This window comes from Amaricoccus macauensis, from assembly GCF_014201905.1.
Lineage (GTDB): Bacteria > Pseudomonadota > Alphaproteobacteria > Rhodobacterales > Rhodobacteraceae > Amaricoccus > Amaricoccus macauensis.
In genome coordinates this window covers 318,845-340,685 of sequence record NZ_JACHFM010000002.1, presented here as the reverse complement: position 1 = coordinate 340,685, position 21,841 = coordinate 318,845, and the positions used below count along the sequence as shown (strand labels likewise).

General features: G+C 69.2%; 23 protein-coding genes and 1 pseudogene. 20 read left to right on the top strand and 4 right to left on the bottom strand.

Going from position 1 to position 21,841, the window contains the following annotated elements:
• Nucleotides 1-9 precede the first annotated feature (9 nt).
• Nucleotides 10-948 (top strand): annotated as a pseudogene (ctlX, locus tag HNP73_RS09160) (citrulline utilization hydrolase CtlX).
• A gap of 47 nt (nucleotides 949-995) precedes the next feature.
• On the top strand, nucleotides 996-1,802 hold the full coding sequence (locus HNP73_RS09155; protein WP_184148369.1) for a glutamate dehydrogenase: 807 nt from the start codon (nucleotides 996-998) through the stop codon (nucleotides 1,800-1,802).
• Nucleotides 1,803-1,866: 64 nt separating this feature from the next.
• Here HNP73_RS09155 and HNP73_RS09150 read toward each other — a convergent pair whose 3' ends face one another.
• The gene (locus tag HNP73_RS09150; RefSeq protein WP_184148368.1) at nucleotides 1,867-2,979 is read right to left on the bottom strand and encodes a helix-turn-helix transcriptional regulator; all 1,113 of its coding nucleotides are present in this window, start codon (nucleotides 2,977-2,979) and stop codon (nucleotides 1,867-1,869) included.
• A gap of 367 nt (nucleotides 2,980-3,346) precedes the next feature.
• Here HNP73_RS09150 and HNP73_RS09145 point away from each other — a divergent pair, with 367 nt between their 5' ends.
• From HNP73_RS09145 to napH, 12 genes are all read left to right on the top strand, one after another.
• A complete protein-coding gene (locus tag HNP73_RS09145) occupies nucleotides 3,347-3,742 on the top strand; it encodes a GlcG/HbpS family heme-binding protein (protein ID WP_184148367.1) in 396 nt (131 codons plus the stop codon).
• Between the two features lie 157 nt (nucleotides 3,743-3,899).
• Nucleotides 3,900-4,772: a LysR family transcriptional regulator gene (locus HNP73_RS09140; protein WP_184148366.1), complete on the top strand. Its 873-nt coding sequence runs from the start codon at nucleotides 3,900-3,902 to the stop codon at nucleotides 4,770-4,772.
• A 531-nt stretch (nucleotides 4,773-5,303) separates the two neighbouring features.
• Complete coding sequence (locus HNP73_RS09135) at nucleotides 5,304-5,852, top strand: hypothetical protein (protein ID WP_281379218.1); 549 nt, start codon at nucleotides 5,304-5,306, stop codon at nucleotides 5,850-5,852.
• A gap of 80 nt (nucleotides 5,853-5,932) precedes the next feature.
• Nucleotides 5,933-7,225, top strand: coding sequence for a methylamine dehydrogenase (amicyanin) large subunit (gene mauB / locus HNP73_RS09130; RefSeq protein ID WP_246399698.1), 1,293 nt, complete (start codon nucleotides 5,933-5,935; stop codon nucleotides 7,223-7,225).
• A 1-nt stretch (nucleotide 7,226) separates the two neighbouring features.
• The gene (locus HNP73_RS09125) at nucleotides 7,227-7,775 is read left to right on the top strand and encodes a MauE/DoxX family redox-associated membrane protein (RefSeq protein ID WP_184148364.1); all 549 of its coding nucleotides are present in this window, start codon (nucleotides 7,227-7,229) and stop codon (nucleotides 7,773-7,775) included.
• Nucleotides 7,776-7,786: 11 nt separating this feature from the next.
• On the top strand, nucleotides 7,787-8,386 hold the full coding sequence (mauD, locus tag HNP73_RS09120) for a methylamine dehydrogenase accessory protein MauD (protein ID WP_184148363.1): 600 nt from the start codon (nucleotides 7,787-7,789) through the stop codon (nucleotides 8,384-8,386).
• A 12-nt stretch (nucleotides 8,387-8,398) separates the two neighbouring features.
• Nucleotides 8,399-8,962, top strand: a complete 564-nt coding sequence (gene mauA, locus HNP73_RS09115; protein ID WP_184148362.1) for a methylamine dehydrogenase (amicyanin) small subunit — start codon at nucleotides 8,399-8,401, stop codon at nucleotides 8,960-8,962.
• A gap of 61 nt (nucleotides 8,963-9,023) precedes the next feature.
• Nucleotides 9,024-9,419, top strand: coding sequence for an amicyanin (locus HNP73_RS09110; protein WP_184148361.1), 396 nt, complete (start codon nucleotides 9,024-9,026; stop codon nucleotides 9,417-9,419).
• 22 nt (nucleotides 9,420-9,441) lie between these two features.
• On the top strand, nucleotides 9,442-10,335 hold the full coding sequence (locus tag HNP73_RS09105; protein WP_184148360.1) for a methylamine utilization protein MauJ: 894 nt from the start codon (nucleotides 9,442-9,444) through the stop codon (nucleotides 10,333-10,335).
• Nucleotides 10,336-10,339: 4 nt separating this feature from the next.
• The gene (locus HNP73_RS09100; RefSeq protein ID WP_343063242.1) at nucleotides 10,340-11,551 is read left to right on the top strand and encodes a cytochrome-c peroxidase; all 1,212 of its coding nucleotides are present in this window, start codon (nucleotides 10,340-10,342) and stop codon (nucleotides 11,549-11,551) included.
• A 28-nt stretch (nucleotides 11,552-11,579) separates the two neighbouring features.
• Nucleotides 11,580-12,257 carry a ferredoxin-type protein NapG gene (gene napG, locus HNP73_RS09095; protein ID WP_184148359.1) on the top strand — a complete coding sequence of 226 codons (678 nt, stop codon included), beginning with the start codon at nucleotides 11,580-11,582 and terminating at the stop codon, nucleotides 12,255-12,257.
• Nucleotides 12,254-13,162 carry a quinol dehydrogenase ferredoxin subunit NapH gene (napH, locus tag HNP73_RS09090; protein ID WP_184148358.1) on the top strand — a complete coding sequence of 303 codons (909 nt, stop codon included), beginning with the start codon at nucleotides 12,254-12,256 and terminating at the stop codon, nucleotides 13,160-13,162. Before napG ends, napH begins: the two co-directional genes overlap by 4 nt.
• Nucleotides 13,163-13,484: 322 nt before the next feature.
• On the opposite strand, the gene HNP73_RS09085 is transcribed toward napH, so the two are convergent.
• Nucleotides 13,485-15,041 (bottom strand): sulfatase family protein, encoded by a 1,557-nt coding sequence (locus HNP73_RS09085; RefSeq protein WP_343063241.1) that lies wholly within the window; start codon nucleotides 15,039-15,041, stop codon nucleotides 13,485-13,487.
• 258 nt (nucleotides 15,042-15,299) lie between these two features.
• On the opposite strand from HNP73_RS09085, the gene HNP73_RS09080 reads away from it, so the two are divergent.
• The 5 genes from HNP73_RS09080 (at nucleotide 15,300) to HNP73_RS09060 (ending at nucleotide 19,193) form a co-directional block, all read left to right on the top strand.
• Nucleotides 15,300-16,103, top strand: a complete 804-nt coding sequence (locus HNP73_RS09080) for an aspartate dehydrogenase (protein WP_184148356.1) — start codon at nucleotides 15,300-15,302, stop codon at nucleotides 16,101-16,103.
• Between the two features lie 109 nt (nucleotides 16,104-16,212).
• Entirely contained in the window at nucleotides 16,213-16,623 is a 411-nt protein-coding gene (locus HNP73_RS09075) for a DUF5602 domain-containing protein (RefSeq protein WP_184148355.1), read from the top strand.
• Nucleotides 16,620-17,132 carry a plastocyanin/azurin family copper-binding protein gene (locus HNP73_RS09070; RefSeq protein ID WP_184148354.1) on the top strand — a complete coding sequence of 171 codons (513 nt, stop codon included), beginning with the start codon at nucleotides 16,620-16,622 and terminating at the stop codon, nucleotides 17,130-17,132. The genes HNP73_RS09075 and HNP73_RS09070 overlap by 4 nt, the downstream gene beginning before the upstream one ends.
• Nucleotides 17,129-17,845 (top strand): RNA polymerase sigma factor, encoded by a 717-nt coding sequence (locus HNP73_RS09065; RefSeq protein WP_184148353.1) that lies wholly within the window; start codon nucleotides 17,129-17,131, stop codon nucleotides 17,843-17,845. Before HNP73_RS09070 ends, HNP73_RS09065 begins: the two co-directional genes overlap by 4 nt.
• A 385-nt stretch (nucleotides 17,846-18,230) precedes the next feature.
• Nucleotides 18,231-19,193 carry a substrate-binding domain-containing protein gene (locus HNP73_RS09060; RefSeq protein WP_184148352.1) on the top strand — a complete coding sequence of 321 codons (963 nt, stop codon included), beginning with the start codon at nucleotides 18,231-18,233 and terminating at the stop codon, nucleotides 19,191-19,193.
• A gap of 82 nt (nucleotides 19,194-19,275) precedes the next feature.
• On the opposite strand, the gene HNP73_RS09055 is transcribed toward HNP73_RS09060, so the two are convergent.
• A complete protein-coding gene (locus HNP73_RS09055) occupies nucleotides 19,276-20,019 on the bottom strand; it encodes a sulfite exporter TauE/SafE family protein (RefSeq protein ID WP_184148351.1) in 744 nt (247 codons plus the stop codon).
• Nucleotides 20,020-20,045: 26 nt separating this feature from the next.
• Here HNP73_RS09055 and HNP73_RS09050 point away from each other — a divergent pair, with 26 nt between their 5' ends.
• Nucleotides 20,046-21,020, top strand: coding sequence for a LysR substrate-binding domain-containing protein (locus HNP73_RS09050; protein ID WP_221288425.1), 975 nt, complete (start codon nucleotides 20,046-20,048; stop codon nucleotides 21,018-21,020).
• A gap of 64 nt (nucleotides 21,021-21,084) precedes the next feature.
• Here the strand turns inward: HNP73_RS09050 and HNP73_RS09045 are convergent, their stop codons facing one another.
• Nucleotides 21,085-21,657: a biotin transporter BioY gene (locus HNP73_RS09045; protein ID WP_184148350.1), complete on the bottom strand. Its 573-nt coding sequence runs from the start codon at nucleotides 21,655-21,657 to the stop codon at nucleotides 21,085-21,087.
• Nucleotides 21,658-21,841: the final 184 nt, after the last annotated feature.

The following is a 21,841-nucleotide window of genomic DNA, read 5'->3' as shown; positions in this document are numbered from 1 at the left end:
GATAAAGCCATGACCCAGAAGCTCCTCTCCGCCCAGGCCCCGAGGTCGGTCGTCATGATCCGTCCGCACCGCTTCACGCCGAACCCGGAAACGGCGGCCGACAACGCCTTCCAGTCGGTCGACGCCCGGCGCGAGGCCGAGGCCATCGCCGCCGCCGCCCACGCCGAGGTGACGGAGGCCGCCGCGCGCATCGAGGCCGCGGGCGTGGGCGTCCACGTCTTCGAGGACGAGAGCGGACTGACGCCCGACTCCTGCTTTCCGAACAACTGATTCTCGACTCACACCGGCGGCCATGTCGCGATCTATCCAATGGCGATCCCGAGCCGGCGGAAGGAGCGCCGGCCGGACGCGATCGAGATGCTGAAGCGCGACTACCGCGTGCAGGACGTCATCGACTACTCCGGGATGGAGCAGGACCGGCTCTACCTCGAGGGTACCGGCGCCATGGTGCTCGACCATGTGGAGCGCGTCGCCTACGTCTGCCGGTCGACCCGCGCCGACCCGGTGCTGCTCGAGCGCTTCTGCACCCACTTCAACTTCGAGCCCATGGTCTTCGACGCGGTCGATGCCGCCGGCCGCGCGATCTACCATACCAACGTGCTGATGTGCATCGGCACCGAGTACGTGCTGGCGGGTCTCGGCATGATCCCGGACGCCGACGAGCGCGCCGAGGTCCGCGAGCGGCTGGAGAGCACCGGGCGGACGGTGATCGATGTCACCGAAGCCCAGATCGGTGACTTCGCCGGAAACGCAATCGAACTCCTCGGGGCCGACGGCCCGGTGCTGGCCCTCTCGGCCCGCGCGCTTCGCGCCCTGACCGACGAGCAGCGCGCAACGCTGGAGCGCTTCGTGACCCTGCTGCCGCTCGATGTGCCCACGATCAAGCTCGCCGGCAGTTCCGTCCGCTGCATGCTCGCCGGCATCCACCTGATCCCCCGCACCCGCTGAAGGCCTGCGCCTTCCCGGTGACAAGCCCCTCCGAGAGGGCACTTCCGATGTATTCCGGCCCGGTCTTCGACATGGCAAAGACGCAGTTCCACGGGATTGCCGATCACCTGGAGATTCCGATGGACTTGCTGGGAATCGAGCCGGCAGGCAGCACCGCCATCGTGCAGGGCTTCGGCAACGTCGGCTCCGTCGCGGCGTTCGAGCTCGCCGGGCATGGCGTGAAGATCGTCGGCGTCAGCGATCATACCGGCGCCTACGCCGATCCCCGCGGCTTCGACATCACCGGACCGAAGGCGTTCATCGAGACGCATGGCACGCTCGCGGGCTTCTGCAAGAAGGCCGAGGTCGACCCCGAGGAGATGCTGACGCTGCCCTGTGACGTGCTGGTGCCGGCGGCGATGGAGCGGGCGATCACCGCGGAGAACGCCGGCCGCATCCAGTGCCGCGTGCTCGCCGAGGGTGCGAACGGCCCGACGACGCCCGAGGCGGACGCGATCATCGCCGGGCGCAACCGCGACATCTTCGTGCCCCCGGACATCCTCTGCAACGCCGGTGGCGTGATCGTCAGCTACTTCGAGTGGGTGCGGGATCTTCAACAGTACTTCTGGGACGAGACCGAGGTGAACAGCGGGCTCTACAGCGCGCTCGACCGCTCGCTCGCCCAGGTGCTGGCGCGGGCCAAGGCCGAGGGCCTCTCGAACCGCAACGCCGCGCTCGCCATCGGCATCGACCAGCGGGCACGACGTCGTCGACACCCTGGGCCGACGAAGACTGGGATGGCACGCGCCCTTGCACAGCCCGAAATGGCCGCGGGGCCCGGCGTCGCACCCTTCCAGTCAAGATGGGATCGGTAATTCGAATCCCTGTATCCATCAGACACCGATCAGGGTCCGCCCGCTTCCCCTGAACGGGTGAATTTCAACGAGGACCACGCGTAATTCGATTGAGTAGCGCGACGAGTTCCCCCTGACGCGACGTGTCGGTCTTGGCAAAAAGGCCGCGCAGGTGGGTGCGGGCGGTCTCGAGCGAGACCCCACGGCCCACCGCATGCTCGGCAAGCGAGCGGCCGGCGGCGAGTGACAGCGCGAGATGCGCCTCGCGAGCCGTGAGCCCGAGCAACTGGTGCAGCCGCTCCTCGACCTCGTCGTCTGCCTCGGCGTGCGGGCTCAGGTTCTCGACACGGAGCAGCGCGAGCCCGCTCGTCCCGAGGGGCTCGTTCTCGCCGACCAGCGGGTCGATCCCCACCAGGAGCAGCGGTCCGCCAGGCGCGGCCGGGCGCACCAGCATCTCGCCGCCTGTTGCCGGGTTGTCCGGCCCGCGCCGGCAAGCGGCGGCGAGCAGCCGGTCGAGATTGGTCTCGCCGCTGACAGTGCGGAGCCGGATCTGGCCGTGCACGAGTTCGATCCCGGCTCCCGGCGCCGCAAGCAACGCCTCGGCCATCGCGTCGAAACCGATGGTCCGTCCCACACCGTCGACAATGCCCCAACCGACATGCCGCAATGCCGTTCCGGCGGTCCGGAGCCGGATCGCCGCGACCCGACCGATGACCGGGGCCAGGCCCTTGAGCAGGGCCGCCGCGGTCCGGTCGCTCGTCGCCCCAGCTTGTTTTCCACCCGGGGAGCGGCAGAGGTTCATCGCGAGGACCGCCGAAAGCCCACCGCCGATCGGCGCCTTGGCGAGCAGGAAGCCGGCCGCGTGCTGCGGCGTCAGCCATTCGTTGTAGAACACCGTGCGGCGGAATTCGGTGTTCGGCATCAGGTCCGCGTCCGAGAGCACCCCGTTCAGGCCTGGGTCCGCGAGCACCGGCAGAAGCGGGTTGGCGATCCGGGGATCGAAGAACAGCGCCTCGAAGTCCGCCGAGCAGTCGCCGTGAAAGGTCTCTGTCCGTCTGCGTCCGGACAAGCCGAAGACGCCCCACGCGTCGCCGAGGACGCGAGACAGGTGCGCCATCGCCGCTCCGGTTCGCTCCGGGCTGAAGGCCGCTTCATAGAAGAGGCCCGAGAGGCGGGCGAGTGTCGAGAGTTCCGACAAAACCCTGCACCTCCTGTACTCCTGTACGTCGGTGACGGTGTGGCGCATCCCCGACAGTATCCAGCCGATCGGCCGTGGGACTGCCGCCCGCCCGGAGCGGCGTCGGCCGAGGCGTGAGACCCTGGAACACGGTGTTGGGCGGGCACCCCTCCGCGGTCATCCCCTCCGCGGCCGTCCCATCCGCGGCGGGGTCAGACATGCTCAGACGACGAACGCGCGGATGACCGCCGCGTTGCCTGAGATTGGCGAAATGGCTGTCGAGCGGGCGCGTAGTTGCGGAACCCCACCGGCACCGCCGGGATTAGCCCATGTGTGGGCTGACCCGCATCGACCCCCGCCGCATGCCTTGCCGAACATGGAGATCGAGATGCTGACCCTTGAGGATGCCCGACGCGTCATTGCCGCTGCCGAAACCAAGGCCACGGAAATCGGACAGCCGATGAACGTCGCGGTCGTCGATACCGGCGGAAATCTCGTTGCCCATGTGCGTATGGACAATGCCTGGATTGGCAGCATCAACATTTCGATCAACAAGGCCTTCACTGCGCGCGCCTTCGATACCTCCACGCAGGAACTGGGTGAAAACAGCCAGCCGGGCCAGCAATTCTATGGCATTCAGGATTCGAACCACGGTCGCATCATGATCTTCGCCGGCGGCATCCCGCTGCGCCGCGACGGACAGGTCGTGGGGGCGGTCGGCGTCAGCGGTGGCAGCGGCGCGCAGGACCAGTCGGTGGCCGACGCGGGTGCCGCCGCGTTCTGAGGCGCGCGCCGCCGGCGCTGGACCTCGGCAGCGACGAGATGCGCCGTCCCCGGCCACGATGGTCGGCCTGCGTTTCATGCATACCTGACCGGCATCGGCCTCTTCGGGCTCAACGGTTCGCCAGCGATGGCGTACGTTGCGAGAGGGGGGACTTGTCATGAATTGGGACGACTTTCGGATTATCTCTGCCATTTGCAGAGCGGGTTCGTTTTCCCGCGCGGCGAGAGCATTGCAGATCGACGAGACGACCGTCGGCAGGCGTCTTACGCGCCTCGAATCGGATGCCGGAGCGAAGCTTTTCGAGGCCATCGACGGTGTGCGCCGGCCGACCGGCACCTGCCGGGCGATCCTGCGCCAGCTCGACGAAATGGAGAAGGCCGCCGACGACATCCGGCGGATCCTGCGCGAAGGCGACCAGGCGCAGCGAATTCTCCGCCTGTCGACGATCGCCGCGATCGCTGAGTACTGGCTCGCGCCGGAACTGCCGACGCTGCTTGCCGAGCACCCCGAACTGACGCTTCGGATCGAGACGTCCGACCGCAACATCGACATGTCGCGCTGGGAGGCGGATTTCGCCCTGCGACTCGGAAGGCCCGCCCGCGGCGCCTTCCTGATGCGGCGCGTCGGGCAGATCGGCTTTTCGCGGGTGGGTCCGCGAGGGCGGATCCCGAGGCACGCGATGCTGCTGGCCTACCCCGAGCCGCTCGACCAGACCCCCGAGATGGATGCGCTGCGGGCAATCGCCGGCGATCGGGAACCGCGCGTGGAGACCTCGGATCTCAATCTGATGCGCGCCCTCGTGCTCAGTGGCAAGGGTGTCGCGGTCCTGCCGGATCCGCTGGTGCGTGACCTTGCGGCGGATGCCGCCATCGAGGTAACGCCGCTGCCGATCCGCCGGGAAGTGTGGCTGCTTTCCCAGGCTCATCTCAGGGATGATTCGCTGGCGCGCGCGGTCGCCGAATGGTGCGCGAGCCTCTTCACCGCGCGGGATGGCGAGCCGGATCTCCAACCAAAGGATGACATCGCCTGATCAGCCTACAGGCGAGCCGATGTCCTGAAGAATACACTTTTGTCCGGCGCTATCAGGTCTTTAAGGCAGCGCCAGGCTGTTGGCTGCGCTCCTGCAACCCTCCCCTGCGGGAATGAGGATTTAAAGCCCCGTGGACACGTTCCAGACTGTCCGAACTAAAGAAAAATAAGCGCTTTGAAGCGAGTGGGCCCCACCCCCGCCAGAACCTTTGAAGCAGTGAAAAGGGGAAGGAACCGAATGGTCTTATCGGTAGATACGGGACCGATCTCAGGACGGGATGGGGTTGGCGTGAACGATTGCGTCAGCTTTGCACAAGAATATCCCCCGGCGACGCGTCGTCTTGTCCTGATCTCGAGTATCGTCATTGGCGCTGCCGGAGGATTTCTCCTCAGCAGTCGGTCCGACGGCGGAGCCGCACTCTCGGCCTTCATCGGTCTCGGTGCGTTCGCGGGCGGGCTGCTCTCCACCTGGTCACCTTGCGGCTACTCCTCGATCTCGCTGCTGCGTCCCACCGGGCGGGGACTGCGGGCCGTGCGGGACTGGCTTCCGACCTTTGCGATGCACGGGCTCGGCTATGCGGTGGGAGCCGTCATTCTCGGGACGCTGCTCGGCGCGATTGGTGCCCTGGCGGGCTTTGCCGGCTTCGGCACCGGGCTTGGCCTCGCGGTGCTGGCGGCGATCGGCCTCCTCTATGGCGCGCACCAGCTCGACTTCCTGAAGGTGCCCTATCCGCAGCGCCGGGCGCAGGTGCCACATGATGCACGCCAACGGTTCTCGAAACCGGTGGTCGGCGGGATCTACGGGCTCGCCCTCGGGCTCGACTACCTCACCTACGTGCAGACGCCGCTTCTCTACCTGGCAACTGCGGCGGCGATCCTGACCGGCACCCTGCCGGAGGCGATTGCGATCATCGCCATCTTCAACCTCGGCCGCTACCTGCCCATGGCGGTCAACCTGCTGCCGGTGACCGACTACGCCATCCAGGGATGGCTCGGCCGGAACCAGGAGCGCGCGGCGCTGGTAGACGGCGCCATCCTCGTCGCGCTCGGCGCAGCCTTCGCCGTCCTCGCCTTCGCCTGACGGCCACACTCGTCTCACCCCGGTACGGCCCCCCGGTGCGTCACGCACCGGGATCCGAGAGCCTTTAAGGAGGACCTTCCATGACCCTTCGACGCTGCCTTATCCCCGGCCCTGTCAGGTCGCTCGGCCTTTTTGCCACGACGTCGCTCATTGCGCTCGGCATGGCGTTCGGGCCGGCCAGCGCCCAGGAGCAGCAGACCCCGGAGCAGCCGGCTCAGGAGCAGCAGGCCCAGGGCGAGCAGACGACCCAGACCGAGGGCGAGCGCGAGGCGGCCGAGGCGGCACAGGCTCTCGCCTCCGGCGAGGCCGACGAGCCGGTCGTGCTGAACGCGCCGAAGCCGGACGCCCGGCGGGTCTACGTGCAGGATCCGGCGCACTTCGCGGCGGTCACCCAGCAGTTCGTCATCGACGGCTCGACCGGCGAGGTGATCGGCATGACCGATGGCGGCTTCCTGCCGCACCCGCTGCCGGCGGCGGACGGCTCGTTCTTCGCCCAGGTCAGCACGGTCTTCAAGCGCATCGCCCGCGGCGAGCGCACCGACTACGTCGAGGTCTTCGATTCCGAGACGTTCGAGCCGACGGCGGACATCGAACTGCCGGACGCCCCGCGCTTCCTGCTCGGCACCTACGAGTGGATGAACGCGCTGACGCCGGACAACAAGCAGCTGCTCTTCTACCAGTTCTCGCCCGCCCCTGCCGTCGGCGTCGTCGATCTCGAGGGCAAGAAGTTCGATCGCATGATCGACGTTCCCGACTGCTACCACATCTTCCCGGCGACGCCGGACGTCTTCTACATGAACTGCCGCGACGGCAGCCTCGCCCAGATCGACATCTCCGGCGAGGAGCCGAAGGTCACGAACACCGAGGTCTTCCACGGCGAGGAAGAGCTGCTCATCAACCACCCCGCCTACTCCATGCGCGCGGGACGCCTCGTCTGGCCGACCTACACCGGCAAGATCTTCCGGGCGGACCTGACCGCCGAGGGGGCGAAGTTCCTCGACCCGATCGAGGCTCTGACCGAAGCGGAGCGCGCTGACGGATGGCGGCCGGGCGGCTGGCAGCAGACCGCCTATCACCGCAAGTCGGACCGCACCTTCCTCCTCGTCGATCAACGCGACGAGTGGCGGCACAAGGCGGCGAGCCGCTTCCTCGTGGTGATGGACGGCAATGGCCAGCGGATCGCCAAGTTCGAGCTCGGTCACGAGATCGACTCGATCAACGTCAGCCAGGACGACGAGCCGCTGCTCTACGCGCTCTCCGCCGGGGACCAGACGCTCTACATCCTCGACGCCGAGACCGGCGAGGAACTGCGCAGCGTCGACCAGCTTGGCCGTGGCCCGCAGATCATCACCACCCACGACATGGACAGCTGACATGCAGGCTGTGCTCTCCGAACCACTGTTCCTGTGGAGCCTGCGCGTGTTTCTCGCGGCGCTCTTCGCGACGGCGGCAATCTCCAAGCTGACGGCCATGGAGGAGTTTTACGGCGTGGTGCGGAACTTCCGCCTGCTGCCTGACGCCCTCGCCCGGCCGGTGGCGCTGGCGCTGCCGCCGGTCGAGATCGCGGTGGCGGCGGGGCTGATCGTCCCGGCGCTGGCGCTGCCCGCGGCGCTCGGCGCAGCGACGCTCCTCGCGGCCTTCGGCGTCGCCATCGCCGTCAACGTGCTGCGCGGGCGGACACAGATCGACTGCGGCTGCTTCCGTGACGGCATGCGGCAGGGGATCAACTGGCGCATGGTCGGGCGCAACGCCGCGCTGACAGCGCTGGCGCTCGGCCTCGCCGCGCTCCTCCCGGGGGCGCCGGCCGGGGGCCCGGTCGATATCGCGACCGGCGCGCTCGCGGGCACCGTACTGGCGCTGCTCTACTTCAGCGCCTCCATGCTGGGCGGCCTTTCCCTCCGGCAGCACGCAACCAACTCATAAGGGCCGCTCACATGACGTTCCTGATTGCTTCCAACATCCTGCTCTGGGTCGCGCTGCTCGGCATGACGGCCGTCGTGCTCGGTCTGACGCGCCAGATCGGACTGCTGCACGAGCGCTCCTCGCCGATGGGCGCGATGATCACCGACCACGGCCCCGACATCGGCGACCCGGCGCCGGAGTTCGACCTGCCCGACTACTTCGGACAATCGGTCCGCATCGGCGGTGCATCCGTCGAGGCCCGGCCGACGCTCCTGATGTTCACCGCGCCGTCCTGCCCGGTGTGCGACAAGCTCTTCCCGATCATCAAGTCGATCGCGAAAGCCGAGAAGATCGCGGTGACGATGATCAGCGACGGGGCGCCCGAGGAGCATGCGCGCTTCCTCGAAACCCATGATCTGGGCCAGATCCGCTACGTCGTCTCGGCCGAGATCGGCATGGCGTTCCAGGTCGGAAAGATCCCCTACGGGGTGCTGCTCGATGCGGAGGGTGTGATCCGTTCCAAGGGTCTCACCAACACCCGCGAGCACCTCGAAAGCCTGCTCGAGGCCGACAAGAGCGGTTTCGCCTCGCTGCAGCAGTTCATTGCCAGCCGCAAGAAGACCGCGGCCTGAGGAGGATACAACATGCTGGGGAACCTGAGGTTCGACTCGATGGTCGAAAAGCTGTCCCGCCGGGTTGCGGGCCATACCAGCCGACGGGGTGCGATTGGCCGCCTCGGGGCGGTCATGGCGGGCGCGGCGCTCGTGCCGCTCCTGCCGGTCGACCGCCGCGGGCGCGTCAGCCGCGCCAACGCCGCCACGGTGGAAGGGGCCGATCCGCGCGCGAAGTTCGCGCCGCAGGATCATGACGTGCAGTCCTGCGACTACTGGCGCCACTGCTCGATCGACGGCAACATCTGCGACTGCTCCGGCGGGTCGCTCACCAACTGTCCGCCGGGCACCAAGCTCGCCAGCGCCTCGTGGGTGGCGAGCTGCTTCAACCCGACGGACGGCCAGAGCTACCTGATCGCCTATCGCGACTGCTGCGGCGCCAACGTGTCGGGCCGCTGCCCGTGCCTCAACACCGAGGGCGAACTGCCGGTCTACCGCCCGGAATTCGCGAACGACATCATCTGGTGCTTCGGCGCGGAAGACGACGCGATGACCTATCACTGCACCATCTCGCCCATCGTCGGCAAAGCCGGCTGACGCGGCACGCCGGAGGGGGCCTGCGCGCCGCCTCCGGCACTATCCTTCAAGGGAGCCATTCATGAACCTTGCACTGACCACCCGGTCCCTGGCCGTTGCCCTGACCATCGCCCTCGCCGGCGCGAGCGGTGCAGCCGCCGCCGACGCGATCACGCCTGGCGAGACACAGATCCCCGCCTCTGAGGCCCCCGCCGACGCGGTCGTCGTCAACATCGCGAAGATGAAGTACGAGACGCCGGACCTGAAGGTCGCGCCGGGCACCACCGTCGTCTGGGTGAACCAGGAGGCCATGCCCCACAACATCGCCTTCCAGAAGGGTGTGGTCGGCGACGACGCCTTCGAGGGCGCCATGCTGAAGAAGGACGAGGCCTACGTGGTCACCTTCAACGAGGCCGGCACCTACGCCTACCACTGCACACCGCATCCCTTCATGCGCGGCAAGGTCACCGTCGAATAACCCGGCGGGAGGGAGGCAGAACATGTGGATTCCCTATGATATCCGAGCGTCCCTGAAGGCCGAGAGCGACACTGACACGGTCCGCCTCTCCGTCGCCGACGTTCGCCGCCGGGACTTCCTCGTCGGCTTCTACCTGCGCAACCCGGTGACGCAGGCGTGGGAGCTGGACGTTCTCGTCGCCGATGACGCGCCCGAGCAGTCGGGCGCGCCCGACCTGCCCGAGGCGCGGGTCAGCCTGCACGGCAACGAGCGCGGCAAGCTCGCCGAGGTGATCTACCGCCTGCCGGCCGCCACGGGGGAGGAGGCGCTGACCCTCGCCTACGAGGATGTCGAGCGCCGCCTGCTGCGCTGGCAAGTCGCGACCGGGCGCGGAATGGCCATCGCCGGCTGGCGTATCGCCGATCTCGCGCATCAGGCGCGCTGGCGCTGCACCGCCTTCCGCCCGAGTGCGCTCGCGCTCGACGACGCCGCCCTCGGCCCGGTCGACGCCGATCTGGCGCCGCTTGCCGAACTCTTCCGGCGCGCCCGCAACGCGCCCGACCCGGCAAGCCGCCTGATGGCCGCCTTCGCGCTACTCGACGCCGCCGTCTCCGGCAATCCGGCGCTGGCGCGCTCGGGCGCCGCCGACTTCCGCGTGACGCAGGAAATCCTGATCCATTCCGGCGGGCTCGCCTGGCCCGAGCCGCTGGCCGACCTGAGCCTCGCGGCGCTGGTCACGCTGCTGCGCCCGCATCACGACCGGCTTCTCGGCCCGCGCGGGGTTCTCGCTCCCGCCGCGCTCGATCTTCCGGCACAGAAGCGGCTGGCTGTGCTCGCGAACCTTGCCGATCTCGTCGCCCATCGGCTCCTCATCTCCGAGACCCGCGCACGCGCCGCCGGCGTGCCGGCGCGCTCGGCCGAAGCAGCGGAGGTCTGATACCGTGGAGCGCCCGTTTGTCGTCATCGCCTGTCTGTTGCCCGTCGCGTTGGCCGCCGCCACCGCGGTTGGCTTCGGCGCGGCCGGCGGCCCGGCGCCCCAGCCAGCGCCCCGGACGGAGACGCTTGCCGCGCTCGGCGAGACACTGTTCTTCGACCCGGGGCTGTCGGGCACCGGCACCCAGTCCTGCGCGACCTGCCATGATCCGGCCCATGCGTTCTCCGACCCGCGCACCGGCGCCGCCGGCCGCGCGGTCTCCGAGGGCGCCGACGGCGTCTCGCACGGTGACCGCAACACACCGATGCTGACCTATGCCGCACTCAGCCCGACGTTCCATCGCGATGCGAAGGGCCGCTACAAGGGCGGCCTCTTCTGGGACGGACGCGCCGACGACCTGGAGGAGCAGGCCGGCCAGCCGATGCTGAACCCCGCCGAGATGGCGATGCCGGACCGGGCCGCGGTGGTGGCGCGGCTGCGCGAGGACGACGACTATGCCCGGCGCTTCGGCGACCTCTTTGGCGCGGGCGCACTCGACGATGTCGATGCGGCGTTCGACCATGCCACGTCGGCGCTCGCGGCCTACCAGCGCACCGCCGAGTTCACCGCCTTCGACTCGAAGTACGACCGCTACATGCGCGGAGAGGCGGAACTGACCAGCCAGGAGCAGTTCGGACAGACGGTGTTCATCACCTGGAACTGCCGGCTCTGTCACCAGTTGCAGAAGCAGGGGGTGACGCCACGGGAGAGCTTCACGAGCTTCGAGTATCACAACATCGGCGTGCCGCTGAACCAGGCGGCCCGCGCCGCCAGCGGCCTTGGCCCCGACCACGTGGACCGCGGGCTGGCGCAGCGTCCGGGGATCGACGATCCGGCGCAGGCGGGCCGTCACCGGGTGCCCTCGCTGCGCAACGTCGCCGTGACTGCGCCCTACATGCACAACGGGGTGTTCGAGGACCTTCGAACGGCTGTCCTCTTCTACAACAAGTACACGAGCCGCCGTCCGATCTCGCAGATCAACCCCGAGACCGGCGAGGACTGGGGGGCGCCCGAGGCCGGCGAGAACCTGTCGCTGACCGAACTCAAGTCGGGCCTGATGCTCGACGACGCCCGGGTCGATGCGCTCGTCGCCTTCCTCGAGACCCTGACCGACAGCCGCTACGAGCCGCTGCTGGCCGAACAGAAACGCGCGAAGGAGGCGGCGGGACCGCCGGAGTGACGGCAGCAACTCCCGCCGAAAACCGATAATGGCAGCCAGGGATCGCAAGACCGAGCCCCGCAAGATAGACCGCCGCACGGCGATGACCGAAATGGCGCGGGGCGCCGGCGTGGTCTGCCTTGGCGGCTTCTCGCTCGCCGCGCTGGTACAGGCTTCCGGCGCCGCCGACGCCCGCGCCCTGCGGCCGCCGGGGGCCCGGCCCGAGGACGAGTTCCTCGCCTCCTGCGTGCGATGCGGTCTCTGCGTGCAGGCCTGTCCCTACGACACGCTGTCGCTCGCCGAATGGGGCGAGGAGGCGCCGGTCGGCACACCCTTCTTCACCCCGCGCGAGGAACCCTGCTACATGTGCCGCGACGTGCCCTGCGCGCGGGCCTGCCCGACCGGCGCCCTCGACAGCGGTATTGCCATCCGCGAGGCCGAGATGGGGGTCGCCGTGCTCGTCGGGCACGAGGACTGTCTGAACTACAAGGGCATGAACTGCAGCATCTGCGTGCGCGTCTGCCCGATCCGCGGTGACGCGATCACCCTTGAGCCGGGCGAGATCGACGGTCGCAAGATCATGATTCCCACGGTCCATTCCGGCAGTTGCACCGGCTGCGGCACCTGTGAGAAGCACTGCGTCACCGGCCACGCCTCGATCCGCGTGCTGCCGCGTGACCTCGGGCTCGGCGGCGCCGGTCGCAACCGGGCGGGGCGCGCCACATGACAGGTCGCGGGATCGTTCTCGGGCTCGTCTCCGCGAACCGCCGGCTCAGCGTCGAGGCGCGCGGTCTCCTCCGCTCGCACAAGTGGTGGCTGCTCCGGCGAGCCAGCCAGGTGAGCCTGCTCGGTCTCTTCACTCTCGGGCCGCTCTTCGGGATCTGGCTTGTGCGCGGCAACTTCGCGGCGAGCGACATCTACGGCATGGTCACTCTCGCCGATCCCTACATCCTGCTTCAGGGGCTCGTCGGCGGCACCTCCCCCGCCTGGCCGGTGGTGACCGGCGCCATCATCATCGCGCTCGCCTATCTCGTGCTCGGCGGGCGCGTCTATTGCGGATGGGTCTGCCCGGTCAACGTCGTGACCGACACGGCCTACTGGCTGCGCGAGAAGGTCGGGCTGACCCGCGACCGCAAGCTCGACCGCCGCGCCCGCTTTGCGATCCTCGCCGCGACCCTCCTCGCCTCGTTCATCACGGGGACGGTCGCCTGGGAGTTCGTCAATCCGGTGAGCCTGCTGCAGCGGGCGTTCATCTCCGGCATCGGCTTCGGCTGGGCGATCATCGCCGCGGTGTTCCTGCTCGACCTCTTCGTGGCGCGCCGGGCCTGGTGCAGCCACCTCTGCCCGGTCGGGGCCTTCTACGGGCTGATCGGACGCGGCTCGCTCGTCCGGGTCTCCGCCGCCAACCGCACGGCCTGCACCGACTGCGGCGCCTGCTTCGCCATCTGCCCCGAGCCGCACGTCATCGTCCCGGCCCTCAAGGGCAAGGACAGCCCGGTGATCCTGTCCGGCGACTGCCAGAACTGCGGCAACTGCATCGACTCCTGCCCCGTCGATGTCTTTCAGATGTCGCACCGCTTCGCCGAAGACGTCAGGAAGCACCCGGATCGCCGCACGCACGTCGGAAGCTGATAGGCGCCCTTCGTCCCCATCCCGGGTGCAGTCGGTCGCACTCGTCGTCGTGACCAGGGTTCATCCCCGCGCTTGCGGGAAACAGCGGCTCGACGTCAACCGCTCCCGGCCGCGCCCCCTGGGCCGGCACCGCGGCAGTGCCATGATCGGGGGACGGCGGAAGAGGCGTCCGGGGAACTGCCGGGCCTCTCCATGCGACACCCGGCACGGGCACATGCACGGCGCCTCCGCATCGCTCATCAGCCGAGCCACGGCCGGCAGCTCTGCGCGGCTGGCCCGGCAGTGCCGGATCGTACCGCCCTGCCCCACCGACAGCGGCGCGTCAGGTCGCCTGAGGCCCCCGCCGTGCCGTGGCGCTGTCGTGCTCCGGGATGTCGCCGATCTGCGCCATCCGTGCATCGAGTGCCGCCAGCATCCTGTCGAAGATCTCTGCATGGGCCGGATCGTCCGCGCGGTTCAGGAGCTCGTGCGGGTCGGCTTCACAGTCGAAGAGCTCCCACTCCGGCGGGGCATCCAGCGGACGCGCCCCGGCCTGGCCAAGGTCCTTGTTGTACCAGTAGATCAGCTTGTAGCGCGGCCCGCGCACGCCGTAGTGCGCCCATGCGCCGTGGAACACGTCGTTGTGCATCCAGTAGCGATGATAGGCGATCTGCTCCCAATCGTCCGGGGTCCTGCCCTCCAGCACCGGCCGGAGGGAGCGGCCCTGCACGTAGTTCGGGCACGGCGCCCCGGCATAGTCGAGGAAGGTCGGGGCGAAGTCCACGTTGCAGGCGATGTCGCGGGACGTCGACCCGGCCGAGATCCCGGCCGGATAGCGCACGAGAAACGGCATCCGCAGGCTTTCCTCGTACATGAAGCGCTTGTCGAACCAGCCGTGTTCGCCGAGGAAGAACCCCTGATCCGAGGTGTAGATGACGAGCGTGTCCTCCGCGAGCCCGCGCTCGTCGAGGAAGTCGAGGAGCCGCCCGACCCCGTCGTCAATCGCCTGCACCGTCCGCAGGTAACGCTTCATGTAGCGCTGGTACCGGAAGATCGCGAAGGCCTGCGGATCGTCGAAGGTATGCCGCTCGCCGGTCTCGGCACAGGTGACGGTGATCGTCTCGCCCGGCATGAGTTCAGGCACCTTGCGGTCCGGCCAGCCGCCGATCAGCAGCTCGCCCACGCGCGCCGCCGCGCCCTCCGGCTGCACCAGCCCCAGGTCGTTGTAGACCATGTCCGAGCGCACCCGCATCCGCGCCGCCGCCGCGGCCGCCGCGCGGTTGGCATAGTCGTCGTCGAAGGTCTCGGGCAGCGGCACGTCCTCGTCGGCCCAGAGCCCGGCGTGGCGCGGATGATATTGCCAGTTCCGGTGCGGCGCCTTGTGGTGGCACATCAGGAAGAACGGCGCGTCGCCGCACCGCTCCATGAAATCGAGGCTCATGTCGGTGATGATGTCGGTCGCGTAGCCCGGCACCTTTCGCCGCCCCTCGGGCGTGTCGAACGGCGGATCCCAGTACTCCCCCTGCCCCGGCACCACCGCCCACTCGTCAAAGCCCGTCGGCTGGTGCGCCGGCCCCTCGCCGAGGTGCCACTTGCCGAAGATGCCGGTCCGGTAACCCGCGGCCCGCAGGTGCTTCGCCACGTTCGGCAGGCGGTTGTCGAGGCGGGTGTCGAGCGTCGTCACGCAGTTCACGTGGTTGTACGTGCCGCAGAGGATCGCCGCCCGCGACGGCGTGCAGATCGAATTGGTCACGTAGGTCGCATCGTGCCGCATCCCCTCGGTCGCGAGCCGGTCGAGGTTCGGCGTCCGGTTCAGCCCGCCCCCATAGGCCGAGATCGCCCGCGACGCGTGGTCATCGGACATGATGAAGAGGATGTTCGGGCGGCGCGGTTCGGTCACGGGACGGTCCCCCTCGACGTTTCGATCGGTTCCGGCCAACGGGCCGCGGGCACGTCGCTCAAGCCTACCGTCCGCATCGACGGAAGGCCACATTCGCTCCTTGCCGGCGCGAAGGGGTCGGCGCGAAGGGGTCGGCGCGAAGGGTCCGACCGCGAGGCCGTCAACCTGCGGGCTTGCTGCCGATCGGCTCTCGGCGTCTTCTGCTCCCCGGCTGCTCCCGGCCCCGACGCTCGCGCACCTTGTGAAGGATCCTCTGCAATGACCTCCGCCTCCCCGGTGATCGTCTCCCTCGGCTTCGGCGCCATGGCGCAAAGCCTCGCGGCCTCGCTCGCGGCCGGCCGCTCGGGGCTGCGGCTCGCGGGGTTCCTGCTTCCCGCCGAGCGCCGGAGGGAGACCCCCGAGGGCATGACGCGATGGACCACGGTGGATACCCTGATCGAAGCGCGGCCCGACCTCGTGGTCGAGTGCGCCACCCACGCGGCGGTGCGCGAGACCGTGCCTCCGCTGCTTGCCGCCGGGATAGATGTCGTCATCGTCTCGATCGGCGCCCTCGGCGACCCGGCGACGATCGCGAAGCTGGAGGAGGCTGCCCGCCGGGGCGGCGCGAAGGCGACCGCGGTCTCCGGCGCGATCGCCGGTCTCGACGTGCTGCGCGCGGGCGCGCTCGCCGGTCTCGAGAGCGTGACCTACGTCGGCCGCAAGCCGCCGGCGGCGTGGGCAGGCACCCCGGCCGAGACGATCCTCGACCTCGCCGGCCTCGCGGAGGCCACCACCTTCTATGAGGGCAACGCCGTCGATGCGGCCCGGGACTATCCGAAGAACACCAACGTCACCGCCGCGGTGGCGCTCGCGGGCGTCGGATTCGAGAAGACCCGCGTGCGGCTCGTGGCCGACCCGGGCGCTGTCGGCAACACCCATGAGCTTGAGGCGCGCGGCGCCTTCGGCGACTTCCGCATCGTGCTGAACAACAAGCCCCTGCCCGAAAACCCGAAGACGTCCTGGCTCGCGGCGCTCAGCGTCGAGCAGGCGGTGTTGCGGCACTTCAGTTCGCTGGAGGTCTGAGAATCGGCCATCACGGCTGCGTTACCGGCGGCGGGAACCTCGCGCCCGCCCGCTGCATCCAATGAATTGACGCCACGCATTCCGCCGGCGCATTCCATTGGAGCCTGTCATGAAAATCCTGAGCCTGATCGCAGCCGGTCTCATCGCCACCGCCGGCACGGCGCTCGCCGCCGATGTGACGCAGGCCCCGCCGCCGGCGCCCTATGCCGCCGTCTCGAGCCTCGTGAAGCTTCCGAACTTCATCCCGGGCCTCGGCACGCTCTACGTCGATCCGGCGACGCTGCCAGCGGGGCCGTTCCTGGCCTATGACCACGACGGCAAGCTCGTCAGCACGATCTACATGATCCCGATCGCCGACCTGAACCCGGACAAGAGTTTCGGCGATCTCGCCGCGCCGGGCGGTGCGGTCGATCACGTCGAGATCACCTACAACGCCGGTCACCCGGGGGTCGAGGTGCCGCACGCGCACATCATCCTCTGGCACGTGTCGGCGGCCGATCAGGCCCGGGTCGCGAAATGATCCTTGCCCGGCGTGAGTTTCTCGTCGGGGCCGTCGCCGTGCTGGCGTTGCCGGCACGGGCGGCGGGGCCGGTCGAGATCGGCATGCGGGGCGACGCGAACGGTGCGCATGTCTGGTTCGATCCGGTGGGGCTTCTCGTCCCGCCGGGGACGACGGTGCGGTGGAAGAACTCCGACGCCGGCAACGCGCACACCGCGACCGCCTATGACCCGACCGGACTCGACGACCGTCCCCGGCGCATTCCCGCGACTGCCAGCCCGTGGGATTCGGACTATCTCCTGCCGGGAGAGGAGTTCGAGGTCATGCTGACGGTGCCGGGTGTCTATGACTACTGCTGCATCCCGCACGAGCACGCGGGCATGGTCGGCCGCATCGTCGTCGGGACCGTGCCGGCCGACTGGCACGGCTGGCCCGACACCGGCCTGCCCGCGGCCGCGGTCGCGGCGTTTCCCGACGCGGCGGCGATCGTCGCGCAGGGCAGCGTGAGGGCAACGGGGGTGCCGGCATGACCGGCGCCCTCCTGAGAGCGGCGGACACCGCCGCTCTCGACGGCATGAGCGACGCCGCGCTGGTCGAGCGCGCTCGCGCCGGAGACGAGGGGGCGGTGCGGACACTGGTGCGCCGGCACAACCGGCGGCTCTTCCGGGTTGCCCGCGGCGTCCTTCGCGACGACGCGGAGGCCGAGGACGTGGTGCAGGAGACTTACGTGCGCGCCTTCATCAATCTCTCCCGCTTCCGAGGCGACTCCGGGATCGCCACCTGGCTGACGCGGATCGCCCTCAACGAGGCACTTGGCCGCCTGCGCCGGCGCCGGCCGTCGGAGGACATCGCCGCGATCAGCGAGCTGCCGGCCGATGATCCGCGCATCGTGGCCTTCCCCTCGCCGCCGGAGCCGACGCCCGAGGCCGAAGCGGGCCGCGCGCAGGTGCGTTCCCTGCTGGAGCCGATGATCGACGAACTGCCCCCCGACTTCCGCATCGTCCTCATCCTCCGCGACGTGGAAGGAATGACGACGGAGGAGACCGCCGAGCATCTCGGTCTCCGCCCGGAGACGGCCAAGACCCGGCTCCACCGCGCCAGGCGGCTGCTGCGCGCGGCACTGCTCGAACGGCTCGGCGGCTTCGGCGACCTCTACCCGTTCGACGGGGCCCGCTGCGCCGGCATGGCCGACCGCGTGGTCACGCGTCTGGCCGAGGAAGAACGCGCGCCAACCGGCCCGTGAAAGCGCGCACCCGGCGGGAAGCACCGCGCCTGGCGACCTTCGATCAGCGCGCGGAGCTTCGGTCCGGAGCTCCGCCCGCATCTTTCGGGAACACCCGATGCGCGCCAGCAGGCGCGGAGCCGCCTGCCCGCGACACCGCAAGCCATGCCGCGGCGAATGTTGCAGGCGTTCATTGCAGGATCAAGTTGACTTGCAAAATTGCATTTGTGATATTGTCGCAAAAATCATTGCGTAACCTGCGGGACTCACAGCCTCGAGTCCAGCCCAGCCGATCCAATCGATGCCATCCGCGCACGCGCCGCAAGCCTCCGGACCAGTTGCAGAGCAATCCGAGGCGTTTGCGCGGGATGGTTGAACGTCAGAACCAACGAGAGGACTTCCCACGATGAAGATCACCCGGCGCGGTTTCGCTTTCGGAACGATGACGGTGCTCGCGCTGGCGGGCGCGGGCACTGCCTTCGGACAGGACGACACGGCGGCCACCATCGGCATCTCGATCCCGGCGGCCACCCATGGCTGGACCGGCGGTCTCAACTACCATACCGAGCGGACCGTGGCCGCGATGCAGCAAGCCTTCCCGAGCCTCAGGTTCCTCGTGACCACCGCATCGGACGCCTCCAAGCAGGCGAACGACGTCGAGGACATGGTCGCTCAGGGCATCGATGCACTCGTGATCCTGCCGTTCGAGAGCGATCCGCTCACCGCGCCGGTCAAGGCGGCGAAGGCCAAAGGGGTGTTCATCACGTCCGTCGACCGTGGCCTGGCGGAAGAGGGGATCGAGGATCTCTACGTAGGTGGCAACAACCCCCAGTACGGCGTCGTGGCGGCCGGGTACTTCAAGGAGAAGCTGCCGCAGGGCGGCAAGATCGTCGTCATGCGCGGCATTCCGACCGCGATCGACAACATCCGCATCGAGGCTTTCGAGAAGGCGCTCGAAGGGTCCGGTGTCGAGATCCTCGACATGCAGTATGCCAACTGGAACCCGGACAAGGGCTTCGAGGTGATGCAGGACTACCTCGTCCGCTTTCCGAAGATCGACGGCGTCTGGGCCGGCGACGATGACGCCGCCCTTGGCGCGAAGGCCGCGATCGAGCAGTCCGGCCGACAGGAAGAGATGGCGCTCCTCGGCGGCTCGGGGATGAACCGGGTCATCAAGCTGATCATGGACGGCAACGGCGGCTTTGACGCCGACATCTTCTATCCGCCGACGCTGATCATCCCGGCGATCGAACTCACGGCGATGAAGTACGCGACCCAGGCCCCGATCCACGGCCAGTACGTCCTCGACAGCCCGCTGATCACCAGGGACAACGCCGCCGGCTACTACTTCCCCGACTCGCCCTACTGACGCCCGGCGAGCGGCGGATCAGCCATGGCCCCCGAGTGATCGGGCCGTGACCCGGGTCGCTGAGGGACCAGACGCCGAGGGACTAGACCAGCGACCTCAGCGTCATCTCGGTGCCGAGAAGCAGCAGGCAGATGAGAAACACCCGGCGGAAGGCGACCGGGCTGATCCGGCCACGGAGCCGCTGGCCCGCCCACATTCCGGCGAGCGCGGGGACGAGCGCCAGCACCGAGAGCCCCATCCCGCTGACCGCGAAGGCGCCGTGCGCTCCAAGCCCCGCGGCAAGCGCGATGGTCGAGACCGTGAAGGAAAGCCCCAGCGCCTGCACCAGATCGTCACGGGACAGACCGAGCGACTGCAGATACGGCACCGCCGGGATGACGAAGACTCCGGTGCAGCCCGTCACCACGCCGGTCACGGCCCCGATCAGCGGCGAGAGCCACGGCTCGACGCGGGCCGGGACGGCGAGCTGGCGGCCGACAAGCGTGACCGTCGAGTAGATCACCAGCGCCAGGCCGAGCGCCGCGGTGCTCACCCGCGTATCGCCAGTCGCGAGCCACGACGCGCCGAGAAGCGTGCCGACGGAGATCGCCAGCATCATCGGCCAGAGCCGGCGGACCAGCGGTCCGAAGGCCGGCCCGGCGAGGAGCTGCCAGAGATTGGTGACGAAGGACGGCACGATCAGCAGGCTTGCTGCCGCCAGCGGCGAGATCAGCGCCCCGAGGACGCCCATCGCGACAGTGGGAAGACCCATGCCGGTCACGCCCTTGACCATGCCGGCGGCGAAGAAGGTGGCGGCGATCGCCGCGAGGAGGATATGTTCGCTCATGCCCCGGTGATAGCGGCGCGGGGCTGGTGCACAATGCGGGAGTCCCGGACCCTGCCTTCGGCTTCCCCGAAGGCTTCCCCCTCGATCCCGGCACGGCTATCCTGCCGCGCATGCGGTTCGATCTCACCGACCTGCGGCTGTTCCTTGCCGTCGCCGAAGCCGGCAGCATCACCCACGGCGCCGCGGACGCCGGCCTGTCGCTGGCTGCCGCCAGCGAGCGGCTGCGCGAGATGGAGGCGGCGGGCGGCGTCGCACTCCTCGTCCGCGAGCGGCGCGGGGTGACGCTGACCGAGGCCGGCGAGGCGCTGCTGCAGCATGCCCGCCTGATCCTGCACCAGATGGCACGGATGCGAGGCGAGCTCGGCCAGTTCGCCCGCGGCCTGCGCAGCACGATCCGCCTCCTTGCCAACACCGCGGCGACGAGCGAGCTGCTGCCCGCCCGTCTCGCGCCATGGCTCGCGGCGCGCCCGCAGGTCGACATCGAGCTGAAGGAGCGCCCGAGCCCCGACATTGCCCGCAGCATTGCCCTCGGCTTCGCCGAGATCGGCGTCCTCTCCTCCCGGGCGGTGGATCCGGCCGGTCTGGAGCTGCGCCCCTTCGCGACCGACCGGCTGGTCGTGGTGGCGGCACCGGGCGATGCGCTTGCCAGCCAGCCACAGGTGCGACTGGCCGATCTCGCGGGCCTGCCCTTCGTGGCGCTGGTGGACGGCGCCTTGCAGGACCACCTCGACGCCGAGGCGGCGAAGGCCGGCCTGCAGTTGCGCCCGCGTCTCCGGGTGCGAAGCTTCGCCGACATCTGTCAGCTGGCGAGCGCGGGCGTCGGCATCGGGATCGTGCCCGAGACAGCGGCGCGGCGGGCCCGCAGGCGCCCGGGCGTCACCATCGTCCGGCTTGCCGACGACTGGGCGACCCGCCGGCTCTCGCTCTGCATCCGCGCCGATGCGGACCTGACACCGCTGGCGGAGAGCCTGTTGCAGCATCTCTCGCACACCCGCGGCTGACCGCCCCCTGCCGCAATCGGAAGCCGGGGACGTCAGGAAACCCGCGCCGACCCTGCGTCGACGCTCAGAGACCCTCGCGCGAAACGGGCCGGGCGACGAGGCGGAGGATACCCGCGCCCACCGCCGACTTCAGGACGCCTCCGATGATGAACGGAGCGACACCGTGAAGGAAGGCCTGCTTGGCACCGATCATCACGGCGAGCCAGGCGCCACCGATCGCGAGGCAGAGGAGGTTTCCGGCAAGCATCGCAGCGAAGGCAAGGCCCGTCCGCTGCCCGGTCCAGCCGCGCTGCGCCAGCCAGCCGGTGAAGGCGGCGACGATCGGAAACGCCAGCAGATAGCCTGCCGTCGGCCCGAGGAACGGCGCGATGCCGCCGGTTCCGGACTGGAAGACCGGCAGGCCCGCGGCACCCTGTGCGAGCCACGCGATGACGGTGACCGCCCCCAGTCTCCAGCCGTAGAGTGCGCCGATCAGCGTGACCGCCAGCGTCTGCAGGGTGATGGGCACCGGCACCATCGGCACGACAATGCGCGATGCGATCGTCAGCAACACCGTACCGGCGACGATTGCCGCCAGACGTCGCAACGTCGCGCTTCGGGTCAGTTCCGACAGGCTGCGTGCGGTCGAGTGGTCCATGTCACAGGTCCTTCCATTGCGCATGTGTGCTGGCCGGAAACCATTTCGGCTTGGCCGACAATGACTTGTGCCCGCCGAACCGAGGCAGGGTCAACGGCGCGGGCCTCGGCGGCCGCTGCCTCGCACGGCGCGAGGAACGGCCCCGCGCCGGGCAACCCGCATGCCGGAAGACCGTCGCCGGTGG

Coding starts and splice junctions, on each gene's coding strand:
- HNP73_RS09155 (WP_184148369.1), top strand. CDS start 996: ATGTATTCCGGCCCGGTCTTCGACATGGCAAAGACGCAGTTCCACGGG.
- HNP73_RS09145 (WP_184148367.1), top strand. CDS start 3,347: ATGCTGACCCTTGAGGATGCCCGACGCGTCATTGCCGCTGCCGAAACC.
- HNP73_RS09140 (WP_184148366.1), top strand. CDS start 3,900: ATGAATTGGGACGACTTTCGGATTATCTCTGCCATTTGCAGAGCGGGT.
- mauB (WP_246399698.1), top strand. CDS start 5,933: ATGACCCTTCGACGCTGCCTTATCCCCGGCCCTGTCAGGTCGCTCGGC.
- HNP73_RS09125 (WP_184148364.1), top strand. CDS start 7,227: ATGCAGGCTGTGCTCTCCGAACCACTGTTCCTGTGGAGCCTGCGCGTG.
- mauD (WP_184148363.1), top strand. CDS start 7,787: ATGACGTTCCTGATTGCTTCCAACATCCTGCTCTGGGTCGCGCTGCTC.
- mauA (WP_184148362.1), top strand. CDS start 8,399: ATGCTGGGGAACCTGAGGTTCGACTCGATGGTCGAAAAGCTGTCCCGC.
- HNP73_RS09110 (WP_184148361.1), top strand. CDS start 9,024: ATGAACCTTGCACTGACCACCCGGTCCCTGGCCGTTGCCCTGACCATC.
- HNP73_RS09105 (WP_184148360.1), top strand. CDS start 9,442: ATGTGGATTCCCTATGATATCCGAGCGTCCCTGAAGGCCGAGAGCGAC.
- napG (WP_184148359.1), top strand. CDS start 11,580: ATGGCAGCCAGGGATCGCAAGACCGAGCCCCGCAAGATAGACCGCCGC.
- napH (WP_184148358.1), top strand. CDS start 12,254: ATGACAGGTCGCGGGATCGTTCTCGGGCTCGTCTCCGCGAACCGCCGG.
- HNP73_RS09080 (WP_184148356.1), top strand. CDS start 15,300: ATGACCTCCGCCTCCCCGGTGATCGTCTCCCTCGGCTTCGGCGCCATG.
- HNP73_RS09075 (WP_184148355.1), top strand. CDS start 16,213: ATGAAAATCCTGAGCCTGATCGCAGCCGGTCTCATCGCCACCGCCGGC.
- HNP73_RS09070 (WP_184148354.1), top strand. CDS start 16,620: ATGATCCTTGCCCGGCGTGAGTTTCTCGTCGGGGCCGTCGCCGTGCTG.
- HNP73_RS09065 (WP_184148353.1), top strand. CDS start 17,129: ATGACCGGCGCCCTCCTGAGAGCGGCGGACACCGCCGCTCTCGACGGC.
- HNP73_RS09060 (WP_184148352.1), top strand. CDS start 18,231: ATGAAGATCACCCGGCGCGGTTTCGCTTTCGGAACGATGACGGTGCTC.
- HNP73_RS09055 (WP_184148351.1), bottom strand. CDS start 20,019: ATGAGCGAACATATCCTCCTCGCGGCGATCGCCGCCACCTTCTTCGCC.
- HNP73_RS09045 (WP_184148350.1), bottom strand. CDS start 21,657: ATGGACCACTCGACCGCACGCAGCCTGTCGGAACTGACCCGAAGCGCG.